16 protein-coding genes are annotated in these 17,034 nt (G+C 64.6%); 5 read left to right on the top strand and 11 right to left on the bottom strand.

Translation table 11 applies throughout. The features are described 5' to 3' along the window. The first annotated feature begins 10 nt into the window (after positions 1–10). Positions 11–577, top strand: coding sequence for a thermonuclease family protein (locus FURADRAFT_RS09520; RefSeq protein ID WP_008953927.1), 567 nt, complete (start codon positions 11–13; stop codon positions 575–577). 39 nt (positions 578–616) lie between these two features. Here FURADRAFT_RS09520 and FURADRAFT_RS09525 read toward each other — a convergent pair whose 3' ends face one another. From FURADRAFT_RS09525 to trxB, 5 genes are all read right to left on the bottom strand, one after another. Further along, entirely contained in the window at positions 617–1,429 is an 813-nt protein-coding gene (locus tag FURADRAFT_RS09525) for an alpha/beta hydrolase (RefSeq protein WP_008953928.1), read from the bottom strand. Beyond that, positions 1,426–2,829 carry a PhoH family protein gene (locus FURADRAFT_RS09530; RefSeq protein WP_008953929.1) on the bottom strand — a complete coding sequence of 468 codons (1,404 nt, stop codon included), beginning with the start codon at positions 2,827–2,829 and terminating at the stop codon, positions 1,426–1,428. Before FURADRAFT_RS09530 ends, FURADRAFT_RS09525 begins: the two co-directional genes overlap by 4 nt. 55 nt (positions 2,830–2,884) lie before the next feature. After that, entirely contained in the window at positions 2,885–3,337 is a 453-nt protein-coding gene (locus FURADRAFT_RS09535; protein ID WP_008953930.1) for a peroxiredoxin, read from the bottom strand. Between the two features lie 85 nt (positions 3,338–3,422). Then, the gene (locus FURADRAFT_RS09540; protein WP_236261567.1) at positions 3,423–3,986 is read right to left on the bottom strand and encodes a Smr/MutS family protein; all 564 of its coding nucleotides are present in this window, start codon (positions 3,984–3,986) and stop codon (positions 3,423–3,425) included. Positions 3,987–4,046: 60 nt separating this feature from the next. Beyond that, entirely contained in the window at positions 4,047–5,000 is a 954-nt protein-coding gene (gene trxB / locus FURADRAFT_RS09545; protein ID WP_008953932.1) for a thioredoxin-disulfide reductase, read from the bottom strand. Between the two features lie 113 nt (positions 5,001–5,113). Here trxB and FURADRAFT_RS09550 point away from each other — a divergent pair, with 113 nt between their 5' ends. Next, positions 5,114–5,302 (top strand): hypothetical protein, encoded by a 189-nt coding sequence (locus FURADRAFT_RS09550; RefSeq protein WP_008953933.1) that lies wholly within the window; start codon positions 5,114–5,116, stop codon positions 5,300–5,302. A gap of 44 nt (positions 5,303–5,346) precedes the next feature. After that, complete coding sequence (locus tag FURADRAFT_RS09555) at positions 5,347–5,979, top strand: tetratricopeptide repeat protein (RefSeq protein ID WP_008953934.1); 633 nt, start codon at positions 5,347–5,349, stop codon at positions 5,977–5,979. Positions 5,980–6,063: 84 nt separating this feature from the next. On the opposite strand, the gene FURADRAFT_RS09560 is transcribed toward FURADRAFT_RS09555, so the two are convergent. From FURADRAFT_RS09560 to glnE, 6 genes are all read right to left on the bottom strand, one after another. Next, the gene (locus tag FURADRAFT_RS09560) at positions 6,064–6,531 is read right to left on the bottom strand and encodes a hypothetical protein (RefSeq protein ID WP_008953935.1); all 468 of its coding nucleotides are present in this window, start codon (positions 6,529–6,531) and stop codon (positions 6,064–6,066) included. 114 nt (positions 6,532–6,645) lie between these two features. After that, a complete protein-coding gene (locus FURADRAFT_RS09565; RefSeq protein WP_008953936.1) occupies positions 6,646–7,245 on the bottom strand; it encodes a TetR/AcrR family transcriptional regulator in 600 nt (199 codons plus the stop codon). Positions 7,246–7,263: 18 nt separating this feature from the next. After that, on the bottom strand, positions 7,264–8,304 hold the full coding sequence (waaF, locus tag FURADRAFT_RS09570) for a lipopolysaccharide heptosyltransferase II (RefSeq protein WP_008953937.1): 1,041 nt from the start codon (positions 8,302–8,304) through the stop codon (positions 7,264–7,266). A 60-nt stretch (positions 8,305–8,364) separates the two neighbouring features. Further along, positions 8,365–8,568 (bottom strand): zinc-finger domain-containing protein, encoded by a 204-nt coding sequence (locus tag FURADRAFT_RS09575; RefSeq protein WP_008953938.1) that lies wholly within the window; start codon positions 8,566–8,568, stop codon positions 8,365–8,367. A 46-nt stretch (positions 8,569–8,614) separates the two neighbouring features. Then, positions 8,615–9,541 (bottom strand): branched-chain amino acid transaminase, encoded by a 927-nt coding sequence (locus tag FURADRAFT_RS09580; RefSeq protein ID WP_008953939.1) that lies wholly within the window; start codon positions 9,539–9,541, stop codon positions 8,615–8,617. Between the two features lie 101 nt (positions 9,542–9,642). Continuing rightward, positions 9,643–12,315, bottom strand: coding sequence for a bifunctional [glutamate--ammonia ligase]-adenylyl-L-tyrosine phosphorylase/[glutamate--ammonia-ligase] adenylyltransferase (glnE, locus tag FURADRAFT_RS09585; RefSeq protein ID WP_008953940.1), 2,673 nt, complete (start codon positions 12,313–12,315; stop codon positions 9,643–9,645). A 98-nt stretch (positions 12,316–12,413) separates the two neighbouring features. On the opposite strand from glnE, the gene FURADRAFT_RS09590 reads away from it, so the two are divergent. Then, entirely contained in the window at positions 12,414–16,217 is a 3,804-nt protein-coding gene (locus FURADRAFT_RS09590) for a YhdP family protein (RefSeq protein ID WP_236261568.1), read from the top strand. Positions 16,218–16,219: 2 nt separating this feature from the next. Then, positions 16,220–17,029 carry a carbon-nitrogen hydrolase family protein gene (locus FURADRAFT_RS09595; protein ID WP_008953942.1) on the top strand — a complete coding sequence of 270 codons (810 nt, stop codon included), beginning with the start codon at positions 16,220–16,222 and terminating at the stop codon, positions 17,027–17,029. The last annotated feature ends 5 nt before the right edge of the window (positions 17,030–17,034 follow it).

Raw genomic sequence — 17,034 nt, forward strand, 5'->3', positions numbered from 1 at the left:
GCATGTGCAGATGAAAGTGAATCAGCGGCAACTCGGTGCCGTCATGACGCTGTTTTCCGGGGCCTCCACGGCTAAAAAGCTGATCGCAGGCGTCACGCTGCTCTTAGCGGTTGGTGCCTATTTCGCCCAGGTGGATAACGGAGAAATCAGCGGAGTTGTCGTTGGGGTGGCCGATGGCGACACCATCACCGTGCTGGATGCGGCGCAACAGCAGCACAAGATCCGGTTTGCCTTCATCGATGCACCCGAGAAGGCTCAGCCGTATGGGCAGCGTGCCAAGCAGGTACTGGCTGCCCGCGTTTATCGCCAGGTGGTGAAGGTGGACGTGGTGGAAAAAGACCGTTATGGCCGGATCGTGGGGCGTGTCTGGCAAGGAGCGACGGACGTCAATCTGGCTCAGCTCAAAGAGGGTTACGCCTGGCATTATCGCTTTTATGCCAGCAAGAATCAGTCTGCTAAGGATTTCTCCCGCTACGAGGCGGCCGAACAGCAGGCGCGCGGCCAACGCCTGGGGCTGTGGGAAGGGAGCGCCCCACAAGCGCCATGGGAGTTCCGGCGCAGTAAACGCGGCAACTGAGGCCGCTTCGGCCAACCTTGGGGTCAATTGGGGGCAGGTTTAGGCTTCAGGTTGTGGCCAGTGCTGGTCGAGCCATTCCAGTATGCGATTGGCAACCTGGGGCCAGTGGGCGTCCAGCATCATCATGTGGCCGATGCTTGGCAGAATCTCGGCGGTGCAGTTGAGCCGGGAGGCGGTGGCGACCACGTCGGCAGCCGAGATCAGCCTGTCGTCGGCGGCACCCAGCACCAGCGCCGGCACCGGCGGCAACGGGCGAATGAACAGCGGGTTGACCAGGGTCATGTCCATGATGGCGCGCTGGCTTTCCTGCTGGGCTTGTCTGGCCATCAGGGCGATGACCTCGTTGCTGGCGGCAGGAGAAAACAACATGTCCCGCAACTCGCGCCAGTCCGGTTGGTTCATGCCGTTCTGATACAGATTCAACGCAAGGAACTGCGATGGCGCTTGGCTCAGCAAACGGAGGCTGGAGCCGGCGAGCCCGTGCGGCGGCACCGAGGCCAGGAAGACGGCGCCCGGCAGGCTGTGCAGGGCAAGGTATTGCTGCAGTACGAAGCCCCCCATCGAGTGGCCGATGACGATCGGGGTGTGGCCGATCTGGCGAATCATGGCCGACAGATTGCGCACATAGTCGTCGATGCTGATGCCGGACAGGTAGTTGCGTCCGCTGCTGCCGCCGTGTCCCTCCAGGCTGGGTGCCCAGCAATCGTAGCCTTGCTCGGCGAACCAGGGCAGGAAATGCGCCTGCCAGCACCAGGCGGCGGAGAACGCCCCATGCAGGAACAAAAGGGGCGGCGCGTTTCGCGCCACCCCTTTTGCCGCCTCGTGAATGACCTCGAGACGGGGGTGCGTCATAGCACTTCGGCAGCGAAATCGGCCAGTCTCGAGCGCTCGCCACGCTGCAGCGTGATATGGCCCGAGTGCACCCACCCCTTGAAGCGGTCGACGACGTAGGTCAGCCCGGAACTGCCTTCGGTCAGGTAGGGTGTATCGATCTGCGAGATATTGCCGAGGCAGACCACCTTGGTGCCGGGGCCGGCGCGGGTGATCAGCGTTTTCATCTGCTTGGGCGTGAGGTTCTGCGCCTCGTCGATGATCAGGTACTTGTTGAGGAAGGTGCGGCCGCGCATGAAATTGAGGCTCTTCACCTTGATGCGCGAGCGGATCAGGTCGCGGGTGGCGGCACGGCCCCAGTCTCCGCCGTCGTCGTCGCTCTTGTTGAGGACGTCGAGGTTGTCTTCCAGCGCCCCCATCCAGGGCGTCATCTTTTCTTCCTCGGTGCCGGGCAGAAAGCCGATGTCCTCGCCAACCGGCACCGTCACCCGGGTCATGATGATTTCCGAGTAGAGTTTCTGTTCCAGTGTCATGGCGAGTCCCGCCGCCAGCGTCAACAGGGTCTTGCCGGTGCCCGCCTGGCCCAGCAGGGTGATGAAGTCGATATCCGGGTTCATTAGCAGGTTGAGAGCAAAGTTTTGCTCACGGTTGCGCGCCACGATGCCCCAGACGTTGTTCTTCTGATGACTGAAGTCCTTGAGCGTCTCGAGGAAGGCGGTCTTGCCCTCGATCTTGGTGACCATGGCCAGCAACGGCTGCTCGCCGGATTGCCAGAGCAACTGGTTGACGTGCATGTCGGGCACGTCCGGCCCCTTGATCTGGTAGTAGCGTCGGTCATGCTCCTGCCACGAGCGCAGGTCTTCGCTGTTGCGATCCCAGAAACTGGCATCGATCTCGCGCGATCCGGTGTACAGCAGGTCGGTGTCTTCCAGCACCTTGTCATTGAAGTAGTCTTCCGCGTCCAGTGCCAGCGCACGTGCCTTGATGCGCATGTTGATGTCTTTGGACACCAGGATGACGGGGCGTTCAGGATGCAGTTCCTTGAGCGCCATGACGATGCCGAGGATCTGGTTGTCGGCTTTGCCGACCGGCAGCGAGGTGGGCAACACGCTGTAAATGGCCTGGGTCTGCAGGATCAGCTTGCCGGAGGCGGCATCCTTGCTGGGCCCGGCCAGCGAGATACCGGCGTCGATGCGGGCGTCGGTGCTGCTGACGATCTCGTTCAGGAAGCGGCTGGCCTGGCGGGCGTTGCGCGCCACTTCGGACATGCCGGTCTTGTGATTGTCGAGCTCTTCGAGGGTGATGATGGGGATGAAAATATCATGCTCTTCGAAGCGGAAGAGGCAGGTCGGGTCGTGCAGCAGTACATTCGTGTCCAGCACAAACAGCTTGGCGATTCTGCTTTTCCTGTGGCTTGTCATGATGAGTCCCCTTGTCTGCGCAGTGCCCGGCCGGGGATGCCGGGCAGGGCTGCGCTCAAAGCGTCTTGACGAACGCCAGCACTTCTTCGGCGTGGCCTGGCACCTTCACGCCACGCCATTCCCGCGCCACGTTACCCTGCGCGTCGACGACGAAAGTGCTGCGCTCGATCCCCCTTACTTGTTTGCCATACATGTTCTTCATCTTGATGGCAGCGAAACGGTTGCAGACGACTTCTTCCTGGTCGGCCAGCAATTCGAAGGGTAGTTCGAGTTTGGTCTTGAAGTTTTCGTGGGACTTCAGGCTGTCACGCGAGATGCCGACCACCTCGGCACCGGCTGCGCTGAATTCCGTGTAGAGGTCGCGGAAGGCCATCGATTCGTTGGTGCAGCCAGGGGTGTTGTCCTTGGGGTAGAAATAGATGACCAGCGGTTTGCCGGCTTCGGCCAACGTGAACGTTTTGCCGGAAGTGGCCGGCAGGGTGAAGTCGGGGCAGCGTTCGCCTTGCATGCGTAGCTCCTGGGTAGGGTGGTAATGACATGGGCCTGCCCTTTTCTTGAAGACTAGCGGAAACCCATGACGCTGGGAAGAGGGGTTATTTGTTCGGTGAGGAAGGGCGGCGCAACAGCACCATCAAGGCGCCGCTGCCACCCTGGCGTTCGTCCGCCTCGCAGAAGGCCAGTACCTCGGGGTGGTGTTTGAGCCAGTTGCGTACCATGCGCTTGAGCACCGGTTCGCCTTGCGAGCCGAAGCCCTTGCCGTGGATGATGCGCACGCACTGCCCTCGCAAGCCAGCACGGTGCAGGAATAGCGTCAGGGTGTCCTGGGCCTGGTAGCGGTCGAGTCCGTGCAGGTCGAGCTCGGCGACAACGGGCCAGTGTCCCGCGCGCAGGCGTTTGAGCGTGGCCGCGGGCATGCCGTTTCGGGCAAAGTTGCGCTCGAGTTCGGCCGGCTCGAACCAGCCGACGGCATGCGCCAGCAGCGCCGCTTCCAACTCCAGGGGGAGCTGGCCATATCGATCCGACTGACGCGGGCGCGGGCTGGGTTTGGGGCTGTACGGCGGGACACGGTTGCCGTCCTTCACCGGGCGGACGTCACTGAACAGCGCGCGAAAGTCCGGCTCCGGCTCGGGAGGCTTGACCGGAGTCAAAACAGGCAAGGCGGCTTGCCTTGCCTGTTTGCGAAACCCCTTCAGCTGTTCCTTGAAGGGCTTCAAGGCTTACTTGCCGTCCAGGAAGCGCTCGGCATCGAGGGCCGCCTGGCAACCCGAGGCGGCGCTGGTGACGGCCTGGCGGTAGATATGGTCCTGCACGTCGCCTGCGGCGAATACGCCCGGCACGCTGGTGGCGGTGGCATTGCCTTCGCGGCCGCCCTTGGTGATGATGTAGCCGGTGCTGTCCATTTCCAGCTGGCCCTTGAAGATATCGGTGTTCGGCTTGTGGCCGATAGCGATAAAGACCCCGGTCAGGGCGATGTCACGGGTCGAGCCATCGGCGGTGCTCTTCAGGCGTGCGCCGGTTACGCCGGAGTCGTCGCCCAGCACCTCGTCCAGCGTTTGGTTCAGGGCCAGCGTGATCTTCCCTTCCTCGACTTTGTGCATGAGGTGGTCAATCAGGATTTTCTCGGCACGGAAGCTGTCGCGACGGTGCACCAGGGTCACGTGCTTGGCGATATTGGCGAGGTACAGGGCCTCTTCCACAGCGGTGTTGCCGCCACCGATCACCGCCACATCCTGATTGCGGTAGAAGAAACCGTCGCAGGTGGCGCAAGCCGACACACCTTTGCCCATGAAGGCCTCTTCCGAGGCCAGGCCCAGGTACTGGGCGGAGGCGCCGGTGGCGATGATCAGGGCGTCGCACGTATATTCGCCGGCGTCACCGACCAGGCGGATCGGCTTTTCCTGCAGGTGGGTGGTGTGGATATGGTCGAAGATCATCTCGGTGCCGAAACGCTCCGCGTGTTGCTGGAAGCGCACCATCAGCTCGGGGCCCTGCACGCCGTCGGCATCCGCCGGCCAGTTGTCCACGTCGGTGGTGGTCATCAGCTGGCCGCCCTGTGCCAGGCCGGTAATCATCACCGGCTTGAGGTTGGCGCGCGCGGCATAGACTGCAGCGGTGTAGCCGGCCGGGCCAGAACCAAGGATGAGAAGAGGGCTGTGGCGAGTCGTGCTCATGGAGATGTTCCTGTTCTTGGGGTGTAGATCAGTATTTTAACAAGTTATGACTGACAGAACCGCTGCCGGAGGTTACAGTCAAAATAGTAGCAAGCAATGTGGGAGATGTGGGCATGGACCCGATTAGTCAAGCCGGTTCGGTGGATGTTGCCACGACGCTGCAAGTGTACTCCTTGAACAAGGCCAGAGAGGTGGTGTCGGATACCGTGCTCTCCTTGGTCGAGGGCGCGGTGACCGCTTCCGAGCAGGTGGCATCGGTCAATCCTCCTCATCTGGGTCAGAATGTCGATGTCACCGCCTGAGCGGCCAGCGGCGGCTGTAACTTCTTCCGATGAAGGAGGATGCCGTGCGTTACCTGATGCTGACGTGTTTGTTCGGCCTGAGTCTCTTCGTGCTGGCAGAAGAAAAGCCGGCGATACCGGGTTGGTCCTCCTATCAGGGGGGGGATTATTCTACCGCCCGGAAGCTGTTCGAGGAGGGGGCTCGCGCAGGTGAGCCGGTGGCTGAGTTCAATCTCGCCATGATGTACTGGCACGGGCAGGGGGTTTCGGCCAACCGTGACAAGTCGCTTGAGCTGCTGCGTAAATCTGCCGGCCATGGTTTGTCGCGAGCGCAGTACGCGATGGGGCTGTTGTACGAGAACGGCGATGGTGTGCCGCGCTCCCAGCCGGAAGCAACCCGCTGGTTCGACCTGGCGGCGCGACAAGGCTACCGTGATGCCCAGGTCAGCCTGGGCACCCAGTATTACCTGGGGCGCGGCGTGATGCAGGATTACCTGCAGGCGGCCAAGTGGTACAAGGCGGCCGCCGAGCAAGGCGATGTCGGCGCGCAGTATCTGCTGGCCAGCCTGTACGAGCACGGCGACGGGGTGGCGCAGAACTTGCGCGAGGCGATTCGCTGGTATGTGGCGGCGGCGCGGCAGGGGGATGTGGCCGCCTCGCTCAAGGCGCGTGAACTGGCGCGGCGCTTGGCAGAGTGAATAGCGCGGTGTGGGAACGAATACGACGAAGGCCCGGCACGGAGGATGTGCCGGGCCTTCTCCTTTTGTGGAGTTGCCGCGCGGTCAGGCGGAAAGGGAAATCCGGCGCGGGCTGGAATCATTGCCCGTGTCAAGTAGCGCCTGGTGCGCCTGATATTGGGTGACGGCTAGTTGAGCCGTGGCGTTCAATTGTCCGGCAGTGTCCGTCTGGGTTGGCCGGGAAGGTGGTGCCGACTCGGGGTTGTCGGCGTAGGCTGTTGCTGCGGCCGATGCCTTTCTGGTACTCGTCGCCGTGGCGTCGGGCGCGGCGCTGTCGGCCTCGGTGCCGGTGGTCTGGCTCACCGTCAGCTGGCGGCTGAGCTCGCTCTCGACCTGGGCGATGCTCTCGCTGCGGCGCGGCACGGTGATGCCGGCCGCCGCCGACGCGAGGGGGCTGGAGTCGACCGAGGTGTCGGGTGTCGACTCGGGAAGCGGGTCGCGATCAGTGCGGTAAGCCGCGCTTGGCGCAACGGTGGTGTAGCCAATGCTGGCTGTGCTACCTGCGATGTTCATGTGCGGACCTGCTGCCGAAAGGCGTGATGCTGATATTCTAGCCCAGCTTGCGAATCATGCTGCAGTAATGATCGCCTGCCTGGGTGGAAAAACGACATGGCCCGTGTAATCCGGTTATTTCGATTGTTCGATCAAGACCAGATCCAGCATACGGTCAGCAAGCTTGTCCACGGACAGTTCGCCATCCTTGCGGTACCACTGGACGGACCAGTGCAGGCTGCCTAGCAGGGTGCGGCGCAGCAGGCGCGTATCCGGCTTGATCAGTCCTGCCGCCGCTGCCTCGTCCAGCACGGCTTGCCACAGCGCCTCGTAACGGTCGCGCAGCAGGATCAACCCCGGCTTGGCGGCCTCGGAGACGCTGCGCCACTCGTACAGCATGACTTCCAGCGCCGCCTGATTGTCGCCGAGCAGCGAGTTCAGGTGAACGTGGAACAGCGCGGACAATTTCTCGCGCGTCGATCCGGCCTTGGCGATGGCCCGCTCCAGTTGCTCGGTGGTGCTGCTGATGCCCAGTGCCATTACGGCAACCAGGATTTCTTCCTTGGTGCGAAAGTGGTAGAACAAGCTGCCCGATTGCAAGCCAACCGCGTTGCCGAGGTCGCGCACCGTGGTGCGCTCGTAACCCTGGTCGCGGAACAATTTGGCGGCGGCCCGTACCAGTTCCATCCGGCGGCTGTTTTCTTCCAGTGGCGTATTCTTTTCCAGCGTGGTCATGTTTTGGTCAGTGTCCGGTTACGTTTCATCGGCCTTGTCCGTCAGCGGCGGCACAAACTGGACGACGGCTTTCCAGGGAATGTCGGGGACGAGTTTCTCGAGGCAGTCGGTATGCCCGTAGGGGCATTGGCGCTCGAAACAGGGGCTGCATTCCAGATTCAGCGTGGCGATGGCCGAGCGTGATGTCAACGGCGGCGTGAAATCCGGGCTGGAGGAGCCATACAGGGCGACCAGCGGTACGTCCAGCGCGGCCGCAACGTGCATCAGGCCGGAGTCGTTGCAGACGGCGACACTGGCCAGGCTGAGCAGGTCGATCGCCTCGTCGAGGCCCGTCTTGCCGCAGAGGTTGATGGCCGTATGTCCCGACAGGGCGGCAATCTCGTCGCCGATCTCCTTGTCCTTGGGGGAGCCGAACAGCCACACCTGGTAGCCGGCCCGGGTGAAGCGCTGGGCTAGTTCGGCAAAGTGCCGGCTCGGCCAGCGCTTGGCCGGGCCATATTCCGCCCCGGGGCAGAAGGCGGCAACCGGTTTTTGGGTATCGAGTTGCAGGCGGGCGAGGGCGGTTTGTCTGCCGGTTGCGCTGCTGGCGAGTCGTGGGTGCGGGATCGGGCGCACCACCGGCTGGTCTTTGTCCTCGGCCAGGGCGCAAAAGCGCTCGACCATCATCGGCAGCGCCGTTTCGTCCAGCTCGCGCGCGTCGTTGAGTAGCCAGTAGCGCGACTCGCCGAGGAAGCCGGTGCGGCGCGGAATGCCGGCAAACATCGGCACCAGTGCCGATTTGATCGAATTGGGCAGGACGATGGCCTGGTCGAAACGCTCGCGGGCGAGCATGCGGCCCACTTGCCAGCGGTCGCGCAGGCGCAGCTGGCCATGGCCGAACGGATTGAGGTGGGCCTTGTGGACTTCGGGCATGCGCGCCAGCAAGGGGAGTGTCCAGCTGGGGGCGAAGACGTGCAGTTCCAGGTCCGGATGGCGTTCGTGCAGGCGCCGGTACAGTGGCTGGGCCATGACGCCGTCACCCACCCAGGACGGGGCGATCACCAGGATTTTTTTCATCATCGATACAAAGCAAAAAGGTGCGGCAGCGAGCCGCACCTTCTGTCGTGTCCTCGCGGCGGATTAGTGGTGGTGCCCGCTCACCGGGCCAACCAGCTTGTAGCGGGTGCCGCAATACGGGCACAGCGCTTCACCGGTCTTGTGCACCGGCAGGAAGACACGCGGGTGGGCATTCCACTTCACCATGTCCGGCATCGGGCAGTGCAGCGGCAGGTCCTTCTCGGTGACTTCGATCACGCGTTGGGTATTTTCTTTCAGTGCGGTCATGCTTGCTTCCTTGCAGGCCGGCCACGGCAAGGGCCGGCCGGGACGTTCATTGTTCGATGTAGGTCAGCCATTCTTCGTGCGCCGGGTCGAGGCCCTTGACGCAGTCGAAGTAGCGCTTCTGGATTTCCGTGGTGATCGGGCCGCGCGTGCCGCTGCCGATGGCGCGGTTGTCCAGCTCGCGGATCGGCGTCACTTCGGCGGCGGTGCCGGTAAAGAAGGCTTCGTCGGCGCTGTAGACTTCGTCGCGGGTGATGCGCTTCTCGACCAGTTCCAGGCCCATCTCGCCGGCGATCTGCACCACGGTATCGCGGGTGATGCCTTCCAGCGCCGAGGTCAGGTCCGGGGTGTACAGCTTGCCCTTGCGCACGATGAAGATGTTTTCACCGGAGCCCTCGGCTACGTAGCCTTCGACGTCGAGCAGCAGCGCCTCGTCGTAGCCGTCGCGGGTGGCTTCGGTGTTGGCGAGGATGGAGTTCATGTAGTTGCCGTTGGCCTTGGCCTTGCACATCGTGATGTTGACGTGGTGGCGAGTGAAGGACGAGGTCTTAACGCGAATGCCGCGCTCCAGACCTTCTTCGCCGAGGTAGGCGCCCCACGGCCAGGCGGCCACGATCACGTGCACGTCGCCTACCGGCGGCGCCACGCCCAGCTTGCCCGAGCCGTAGAAGGCCATCGGGCGGAAGTAGCAGGATTTGAGACGGTTGGCGCGCACCACTTCGACGTGGGCGGCGTTGATCTCTTCCTTGGTGAACGGCAGCTTGATGTCGAGGATGTGGGCCGAGCGGAACAGACGGTCGGTGTGGTCCTGCAGACGGAAGATGGCCGGGCCTTTCGGGGTTTCATAGGCACGCACGCCTTCGAACACGCCCATGCCGTAGTGCAGGGTGTGAGTCAGTACGTGGGTGGTGGCATCACGCCAGTCGACCAGTTTGCCGTCGTACCAGATGAAGCCGTCGCGGTCAGCCATGGACATCGTGTTTCTCCGTCTGAAAAGTATTGTGCGGCAGATTATACCGTCGTCGCCCCGCTTGTGAACCGGCCGGGACGAAAAACAGCCCCGGGCCGGTTTCCGGGCTAGCCGCCCAGCACGGCTTGCCACAAGGCTTGGGCCTGGTGGTAGAAATGCCGCAACTTGTCGTTTACCTCGATCCTGTTGCCGTCGTTGAGGCGGGCGGCGTGCTGCAGGCGACGATAGTGGCGGTAGGCTTCGCGCGCGGCGGCGGCCAGTCCGGCATCGATCAGGCCGGCATCGGCCGCCACGCCCAGGAGCGCGATGTTGCCGGCGTTGCGGGTCAGGGTCGGCAGTTCGTGGGCATGGGCCAGGATCAGGTATTGCACCAGGAATTCGATGTCGATGATGCCGCCGCGGGCGTGCTTGACGTCGTCTTCCCGTGCCGGGTGCGATTCGAGCATGCGCTGGCGCATGGCCAGCACTTCCTCGCGCAGCACGGCAGGATCGCGGTGCAGGGTGAGGACGTCGTGGCGGATGGCCTCGAAGCGTTCGCCGATGGCGGCATCGCCGGCGACGAAGCGGGCCCGGGTCATGGCCTGGTGCTCCCACACCCAGGCGTCGTGGTGCTGGTATTTCTCGAAGGCTTCCAGCGAACTGACCAAGAGGCCGCTGGAGCCGTTCGGGCGCAGGCGCAGGTCGATGTCGTACAGGAGGCCAGCCGAGGTGACGCTGGTGAGCCAGGTCGACATCTTGCGCGTCAGGCGCGAATAGAGGTCGGCGGCGTCGGGGTGGGGGTCGTCGTGCAGGAAGATGATGTCGAGGTCCGAGGCATAGCCCAGCTCTTTGCCGCCCAGTTTGCCGTAGCCGATGATGGCAAAGCGTGGGACGTCGCGGTGTCGTGTCGGCATTTCCAGCCAGGCATGGCGCAGGGTGGCCTCGAGCACGGTATCGGCCAGCCGGGAGAGCTCGTCGGACAGGGCCTCGACCGTCCACATGCCGGCCAGATCCTGTGCCACCAGGCGGAAGGTCTGGGTGTGCTTGAAGTGGCGCAGCGCGTCCATCTTGCCCTCGGTGTCGCCAGGGTTGGCCGAAAGCTGCTCTTCCAGTTGCGCGGCCAGTTGCGGCCAGTCCGGGGTGGCGTAGAGCACGCGGGCGTCCAGTAGTTCGTCGAGCAGGATGGGATGGCGGGTCAGGTAGTTCGACACCCAGGAGCTGCTGGCGTAGAGCGAGGCCAGGCGCTGCAGCGTCTGCGGGTATTCGGTCAGGAGCGCCAGATAGGAGGCACGGCGGCTGATTGTTTCCAGCAGGGTGATGATGCGGGCGAGCGTGACGTCGGGGTGCGGCAGTGCTGCCGCGACCTCGATCAGCGGCGGGATCAGCGCGTCGAATTTCTTGCGGTTGGCGAGCGGCATCTGCTGGTAGCGTTGGCTCGCTGCCAGGCTCTTCAGCTGCTGGGCGACGCTGTTGCCGTCCTGGTACCCCAGGCGGGCGAGTTGTTCCGGGATGCTGTCGTCGTCGCCGATGTCGCACCACAGCGGCGTCAACGGGTGGGCGACGGCGTTTTCGGTCGGCAGGAAGAAGACCTGTTCGAAGTGGCGGGTGATGTGGCGGCGATGGATGTTGAGGGCGTCCATGAACGCCTGCCAGTCGGCAAAGCCCATGCTGCCGGCGATCTTGGCGCGATTTTCCGCCGAGGAGGGCAGCGTCTGGGTCTGCTGGTCGTCCAGGTATTGCAGGCGGTGTTCGAGGTTGCGCAGGAACACGTAGCCTTCCATGATCTCGTGCACCGCGTCGGGTTCGAGCAGGCGCATCTCGGCCAGGCGGGCGAGGGTTTCACGGGTGCTCTTGAGCTGTAGGCTCTTCTCCCGGCCGCCCCGGATCAGTTGGAACACCTGGGCGATGAACTCGGCTTCGCGGATGCCGCCCGGCCCGAGCTTGATGTTGTCGGCCATGTCGCGCCGTGCCACTTCACGACGGATTTGCACGTGCAGTTCGCGCATCGCGCCGTAGGCGTTGTAGTCGAGGTACTTGCGGTAGACGAAGGGGCGCACCAGTTCGGCCAGGCCGTCGGTATCACCGGTGAGCGCCTTGGCCTTGATCCACGCGTAGCGTTCCCATTCGCGCCCTTGCGACAGCAGGTAGTTTTCCAGGGCGGCAAAGCTCATCGCCAGCGGGCCGGAGTCGCCGTAGGGGCGCAGGCGCATGTCGACGCGGAACACCTGGCCATCGGGGGTCTGGTCGTTGATGAAGCGGATGATCTGTTTGCCGAGCTGGGTGAAGTACTCGATGTTGCTGATGCGGCGCCCGCCGTTGGTCTCGCCGTTTTCCGGATAGATGAAGATCAGGTCGATGTCCGAGGAGACATTGAGCTCGCCGCCGCCCAGCTTGCCCATGCCAATGACGATCAGCTCCTGGACCTGGCCGCTTTCCTCGCCGATCGGTTGGCCATAATGGGAGAGCGCGGCGTGGGCGACGACCAGCGAGCGTTGCACGGCGAATTCGGCTAACTCGCTGATGGTGCCGACCACTTCGTCGAGCCCTGTCAGCCCACCCAGGTCGCGGCTGATCAGGCGCGCCATGACAGCCTGGCGCAGCTGCCGCAGCCGCGACATGAAGAGCTCGGGAGCCAGGGATGTGGCCCAGTCGGTAAACTCCTCCATTTCCTGCCGGTCAAACGGCCTATGCAGCCGGGCGGTGAGGCGCTCGCGCTGCTCGGGGTGCGCATCGAGCAGGCGACGCAGGTAAAGCGAAAAGTTGCAGCTGCTGTCGATGGTAGGGACGGGGTTTGCTGGCATAATGGCTCCGCTTCTGATCGTTCGGTCCGGTCATTTTTCTCATTGTGTAATGGTTCTCTTTCTTGGAAAAGCGTCGATTGTCTTTTCGCCGGCTTCCGGTGGTCGCGTCCCTCAAATTTGTGCTGCGCTGGGGCGGGGTGCTGCTGGCCGGCGGTAGCGTAGTGCTGGCGGCAGCCTTCGCTGCGTTCACTTTCTGGTTTTTGCCTAACCTCGAGCAATATCGCGCCGAACTGGCTTCGTTGCTGTCCCGCCAGACCGGGCGGGTAGTGACGATCCGGCAACTGCAAGGGCAGTGGGTCGGCGTGGCCCCGCAGCTCGATCTCTACGGCGTCACCATGGCCAATCCGCGCGATGGCGCGGCGCTCAGCTTCGAACGCGTCAGCCTGACGCCGGCATGGCGTAGCCTGCTGGTGTGGTCTCCCCGCTTTGCGCATATCGTGGTCGACGGACCCGTGGTCGACCTGTCGCGCGGGCATGACGGCGTGATCTACCTGAACGGTTTCGATATCTCTTCCGGTGGCGCGGGGCGGACCGGCGACGGCAGCGCCGCCAACTGGTGGCTCAACCAGCCTTCGCTGGTGATCAACAACGCGCGGCTGTCGTGGCAGGACGATTTGCTTGGCCTGCCGCGCTTCCGGCTCGACAAGGGGCAGGCCGAATTCAGCAGCGACTTGTTCGGCCACGGCTTGAAAATCACCGGCCAGCCTTCGGCCGCGCTCGGGCGAGCCATCGCGCTGTCGGCACAGTGGCGCGGTGACGACGTGCGCACATGGAAAGAATGGCAGGGCGAGCTGAGGGTCGACTGGCAGGGGGTCAAGGTGAGCCCCTGGTCGCGCTACCTGAAGCAGTGGGGCGGGGTGCGTTCCGGCGAGGGCGACGGCGTGTTCCAGGTGGCGTTCAGCCAGGGCCGCATCGATCGGCTCAAGGCCAATGTCGCCCTCAAGAACGCGGCCTACGCGCCGACCGATGCCGGCGAGCTCAACGTTCCCAAGCTGGGTGGCCAGCTGGAGGTGGTGCGGGATGGCGGCAAGTACCAGATCGAGGCACGTGATCTGACCCTGGCCAGCGCGACGGGGCTGGCCTTCGATCACTCGCGCGTCTCGGGGTTCTGGGCCGAGGATGGCGGCGACTTGAAACTGGACAACGCGTCGCTGACGCATCTGACGCCGCTGATCCACGCCGTGGGTGCGGACAAGTCGCCCTTGTTTGGCAAATTCACGCCCTCCGGCCAGTTGCACGATGTCAGCGTCAGCTGGCAGGGCCGGCTCGAGGCGCCGGTCAAGTACAGCGTGGCGAGCGGATTCCAGCAGCTGGCCTGGGCCGAGACCGGGACCGTTCCCGGCGTGGCCGGGGTGACCGGCCAGATTCGCTTCGATCAGGCCGGCGGCCGCCTGCAACTGGATGCCGGGGCGTCGTCACTGCAGCTGTCGCGGGTGTTTCCGCAGCCGATCGGTTTCGAGCATCTGAAAGCCGATGTGGAATGGGCACGGGTGGCCGGCGGTGTCGACGTCACCTTCCGGCAGCTGAATTTCGGCAATCGCGACCTGCAGGGTTGGCTGTCCGGGCTGTACCGCTATACCGGCCACGGGGCGGGGCAGGTCGATCTCAAGGCCGGTATCGACCGGGTGCGGGCCGTGCGTGTGCCCGACTACCTGCCGTATGCCGCCGGGGCCGACACCATCCGCTGGCTGCGTGCTGCGCTCAAGGACGGCGAGGCGCGCAAGGTGACGCTGCAACTCAAGGGCAATCTGGACGATTTCCCCTTCAAGGGCGGGCGCAACGGCGAGTTCCTGGTGGAAGCCCAGGTCGAGCATGGCCAGCTCGAGTACCAGCCAGGTTGGCCGAAGCTCGACGACATCGAGGCCTTGCTGCGCTTCCACAACGAAAAGATGGAGATCGTGTCGCCGCGCGCCACGACGCTGGGCGTGCCGCTGCGCGACGTGAGGGTCGGCATCGCCGATCTTGGCGCCGCCGCACCGGTGCTCGACATCAAGGGCCGGGCGCAGGGCGAGCTCGCCAAGCTGCTGGCGTTCACCACGCACAGCCCGGTCGACGGCTGGCTGGGTGGTTTTACCGGGCAGATCCAGGCGGCCGGGCCGGCACGGCTCGACCTCACCATTGCGGTGCCCCTGTCTGCCGCGCAGACGAGCCGGGTGACCGGGGACCTGTCGTTCGTCGACAACCGGCTGGCCTTCACGCACTGGCCGATTCCCGTCGCCGACGGCGTGCGCGGCGTGCTGCGCTTTACCGAGAAGGGCGTGTCGAGTAACGGCCTCAGGATGACCGCGCTGGGCGGCCCGTTCACCCTGCGGGCGATGACCGACCCCGGCGGCCGGATGACGTTCCGCATGGACGGGGAGGCCGATTCGGGGCAGGTGTTGCAGGGGTACGTGCCGTTCCTGGCACCGTACGCCGCCGGTCGTTCCCGCTACAGCGTCAATTTCCAGGTGGGCAAGGGGCTGGAAGGCCTGAACGTGCGCTCGGACCTGGCCGGCACCGCCATCACTGCGCCGGCCCCGGCCAGCAAGGCGGCGGGCGAGGCGTGGCCGCTGGCGGTGGAGGTGCTGCCTGCCAAGGCGCCGGCGAGCGGCTGGCAGGTTGGGTTCAGCGTTGACAGCAAACGTGCTGGCGGTCGGCTGCGGCTGACCGAGGATGGCGCCCTCAGCGCGGCGCTGGTGGCGGTGGGGCGCCCGGTGACCGACCCGCCGGCCCCGGGGCTGACGCTGCGCGTGGCGCAGCCGGTGATCGCGCTGAAACCATGGCAAACCCTGCTCAAGAGCCGGGGCGTCGGCTCGGGTGGCGGGGCGGTCGACTGGCCGTGGCGGATCGAGCTCGATACCGGGCGGCTCGAGGTGGGTGCACGCCAGTTCTCCGGGGTCTCGGCGCGGCTCGCGCGCCAGCCGGGGCAGGCCTTCTGGCACATGAATTTCGGCTCGGACCAGTTGGTTACCGAGGCCGATTACTACCCGCAGGGACAGGGCCGGCTCAAGGCCAAAATCGCCCGTCTGGCCTTGCCGCTGCCGGCCAGCGCCTCGCAGGTGCTGGCGCCGGCGGCTCAGGGCGAAGACGAGAGCTTGCCGGAGCTGGACGTCGAGGTGGGCAATCTGCTCTATAGTGGCAGAAGCGTCGGCAAGCTCGAGCTGCATGCGGTGCAGTCCGGCAAGGATTGGCTCCTCGACCGCTTCGTGCTGCGTTCCGACAGCGGTCTGCTGCAGGGGGCGGCGCGTGCCAGCGACGGTGCAACGCCACGGGTGGACGTCGACTTCAAGCTGGAATCCGCCAACCTGGGCGAATTGCTGGGGCGCTTCGGTTACGGCGACACCTTTCGCAAGGGCGAGGGGACGCTGGGCGGCAAGCTGCATTGGCCTGGCGGGCTGACCGATTACGAATTGCCGCGTGTGTCCGGCGAGATGACGGTCGACTTCCGCAACGGGCGCTTTGCCAAGGTGAATCCGGGGGCGGCGCGTCTGCTCGGTGTGATCAGCCTGCAATCGTTGCCGCGCCGCATCCGCCTCGATTTCACCGACATGTTCAGCGACGGCTTTGCCTTTGATTCGCTGACCGGGCGGGCCGCCATCAGCAACGGCGTGTTCACGTCCGACAACGTGGCGATGAGTGGCCCGTCCGCCGCCGTCGGCATCAAGGGACGTGTCGACCTGAACAGCGAAACCCAGGATATCCGGGTGCGGGTCGAGCCGCGCTTGTCGGAGAGCGTGGCGCTGGCGACCGGCGCGGCCTTGCTGAACCCGCTGGCCGGGGTGGCGGCGCTGGCGGCGCAAAAACTGCTGCAGGACCCCGTGGGCAAGATTTTCTCGGTAGACTACGAGGTAAAGGGGTCGCTCGCCGACCCGGTGGTCAACAAGGTCGGCACGGTAAGGTCCGATCAGGAAAAGACAAAATAGCCATGAAGCAAAAATTTACCGCCGCCGCCGTACAGATGGTGTCGGGGACCGATGTTTCGGCCAACCTCGACGCCGCGGCGCGTCTGGTTGCCGACGCTGCACAGCAGGGGGCGAGCCTGGTTGTGCTGCCCGAGTACTTCTGCCTGATGGGCGAGCAGGACAGCGACAAGGTGGCGCAGCGCGAAGCGTTCGGCGCCGGCCCGATCCAGGCTGCGCTCGCCGCTATGGCGCGCCGCCATGGCATCTGGCTGGTGGGCGGTACCGTGCCGCTGGAGTGCCCGGAGCCTGACCGGGTGTTCAACAGCACGCTGACCTACAACCCGCAGGGCGAGGTGGTGGCGCGTTATGACAAGATCCACCTGTTCGGATTTACCGGTACCGGTGAGAGCTACTGCGAATCCAACACCATTCGTCCCGGCACCGAGCCGGTCAAGGTGGCCACGCCGCTGGCCGACATCGCCTTCAGCATCTGCTACGATTTGCGCTTCCCCGAGCTTTACCGCGGCCTGTCGCCGGTCGATGTGATCGTGCTGCCGGCCGCCTTCACCGCCACCACCGGCGAGGCGCACTGGGAGCCCCTGATCCGCTCGCGCGCCATCGAGAACCAGTGCTACCTGATCGCCTCGGCGCAGGGCGGCACCCACCAGAACGGCCGCAAGACGCACGGCCAGTCGATGATCGTCGACCCCTGGGGCCGCATTCTGGCCCAGCAAGACAAGGGCGAGGGTGTGGTGCTCGCCGAGATCGACCCTTCCGTTATCCAGTCGGTACGCAGCCGCCTTCCGGCGCTGGCGCACCGCGTACTGCCGTGAAAGAT

The sequence above is a fragment of the Pseudogulbenkiania ferrooxidans 2002 genome (genome assembly GCF_000174355.1).
Lineage (GTDB): Bacteria > Pseudomonadota > Gammaproteobacteria > Burkholderiales > Chromobacteriaceae > Pseudogulbenkiania > Pseudogulbenkiania ferrooxidans.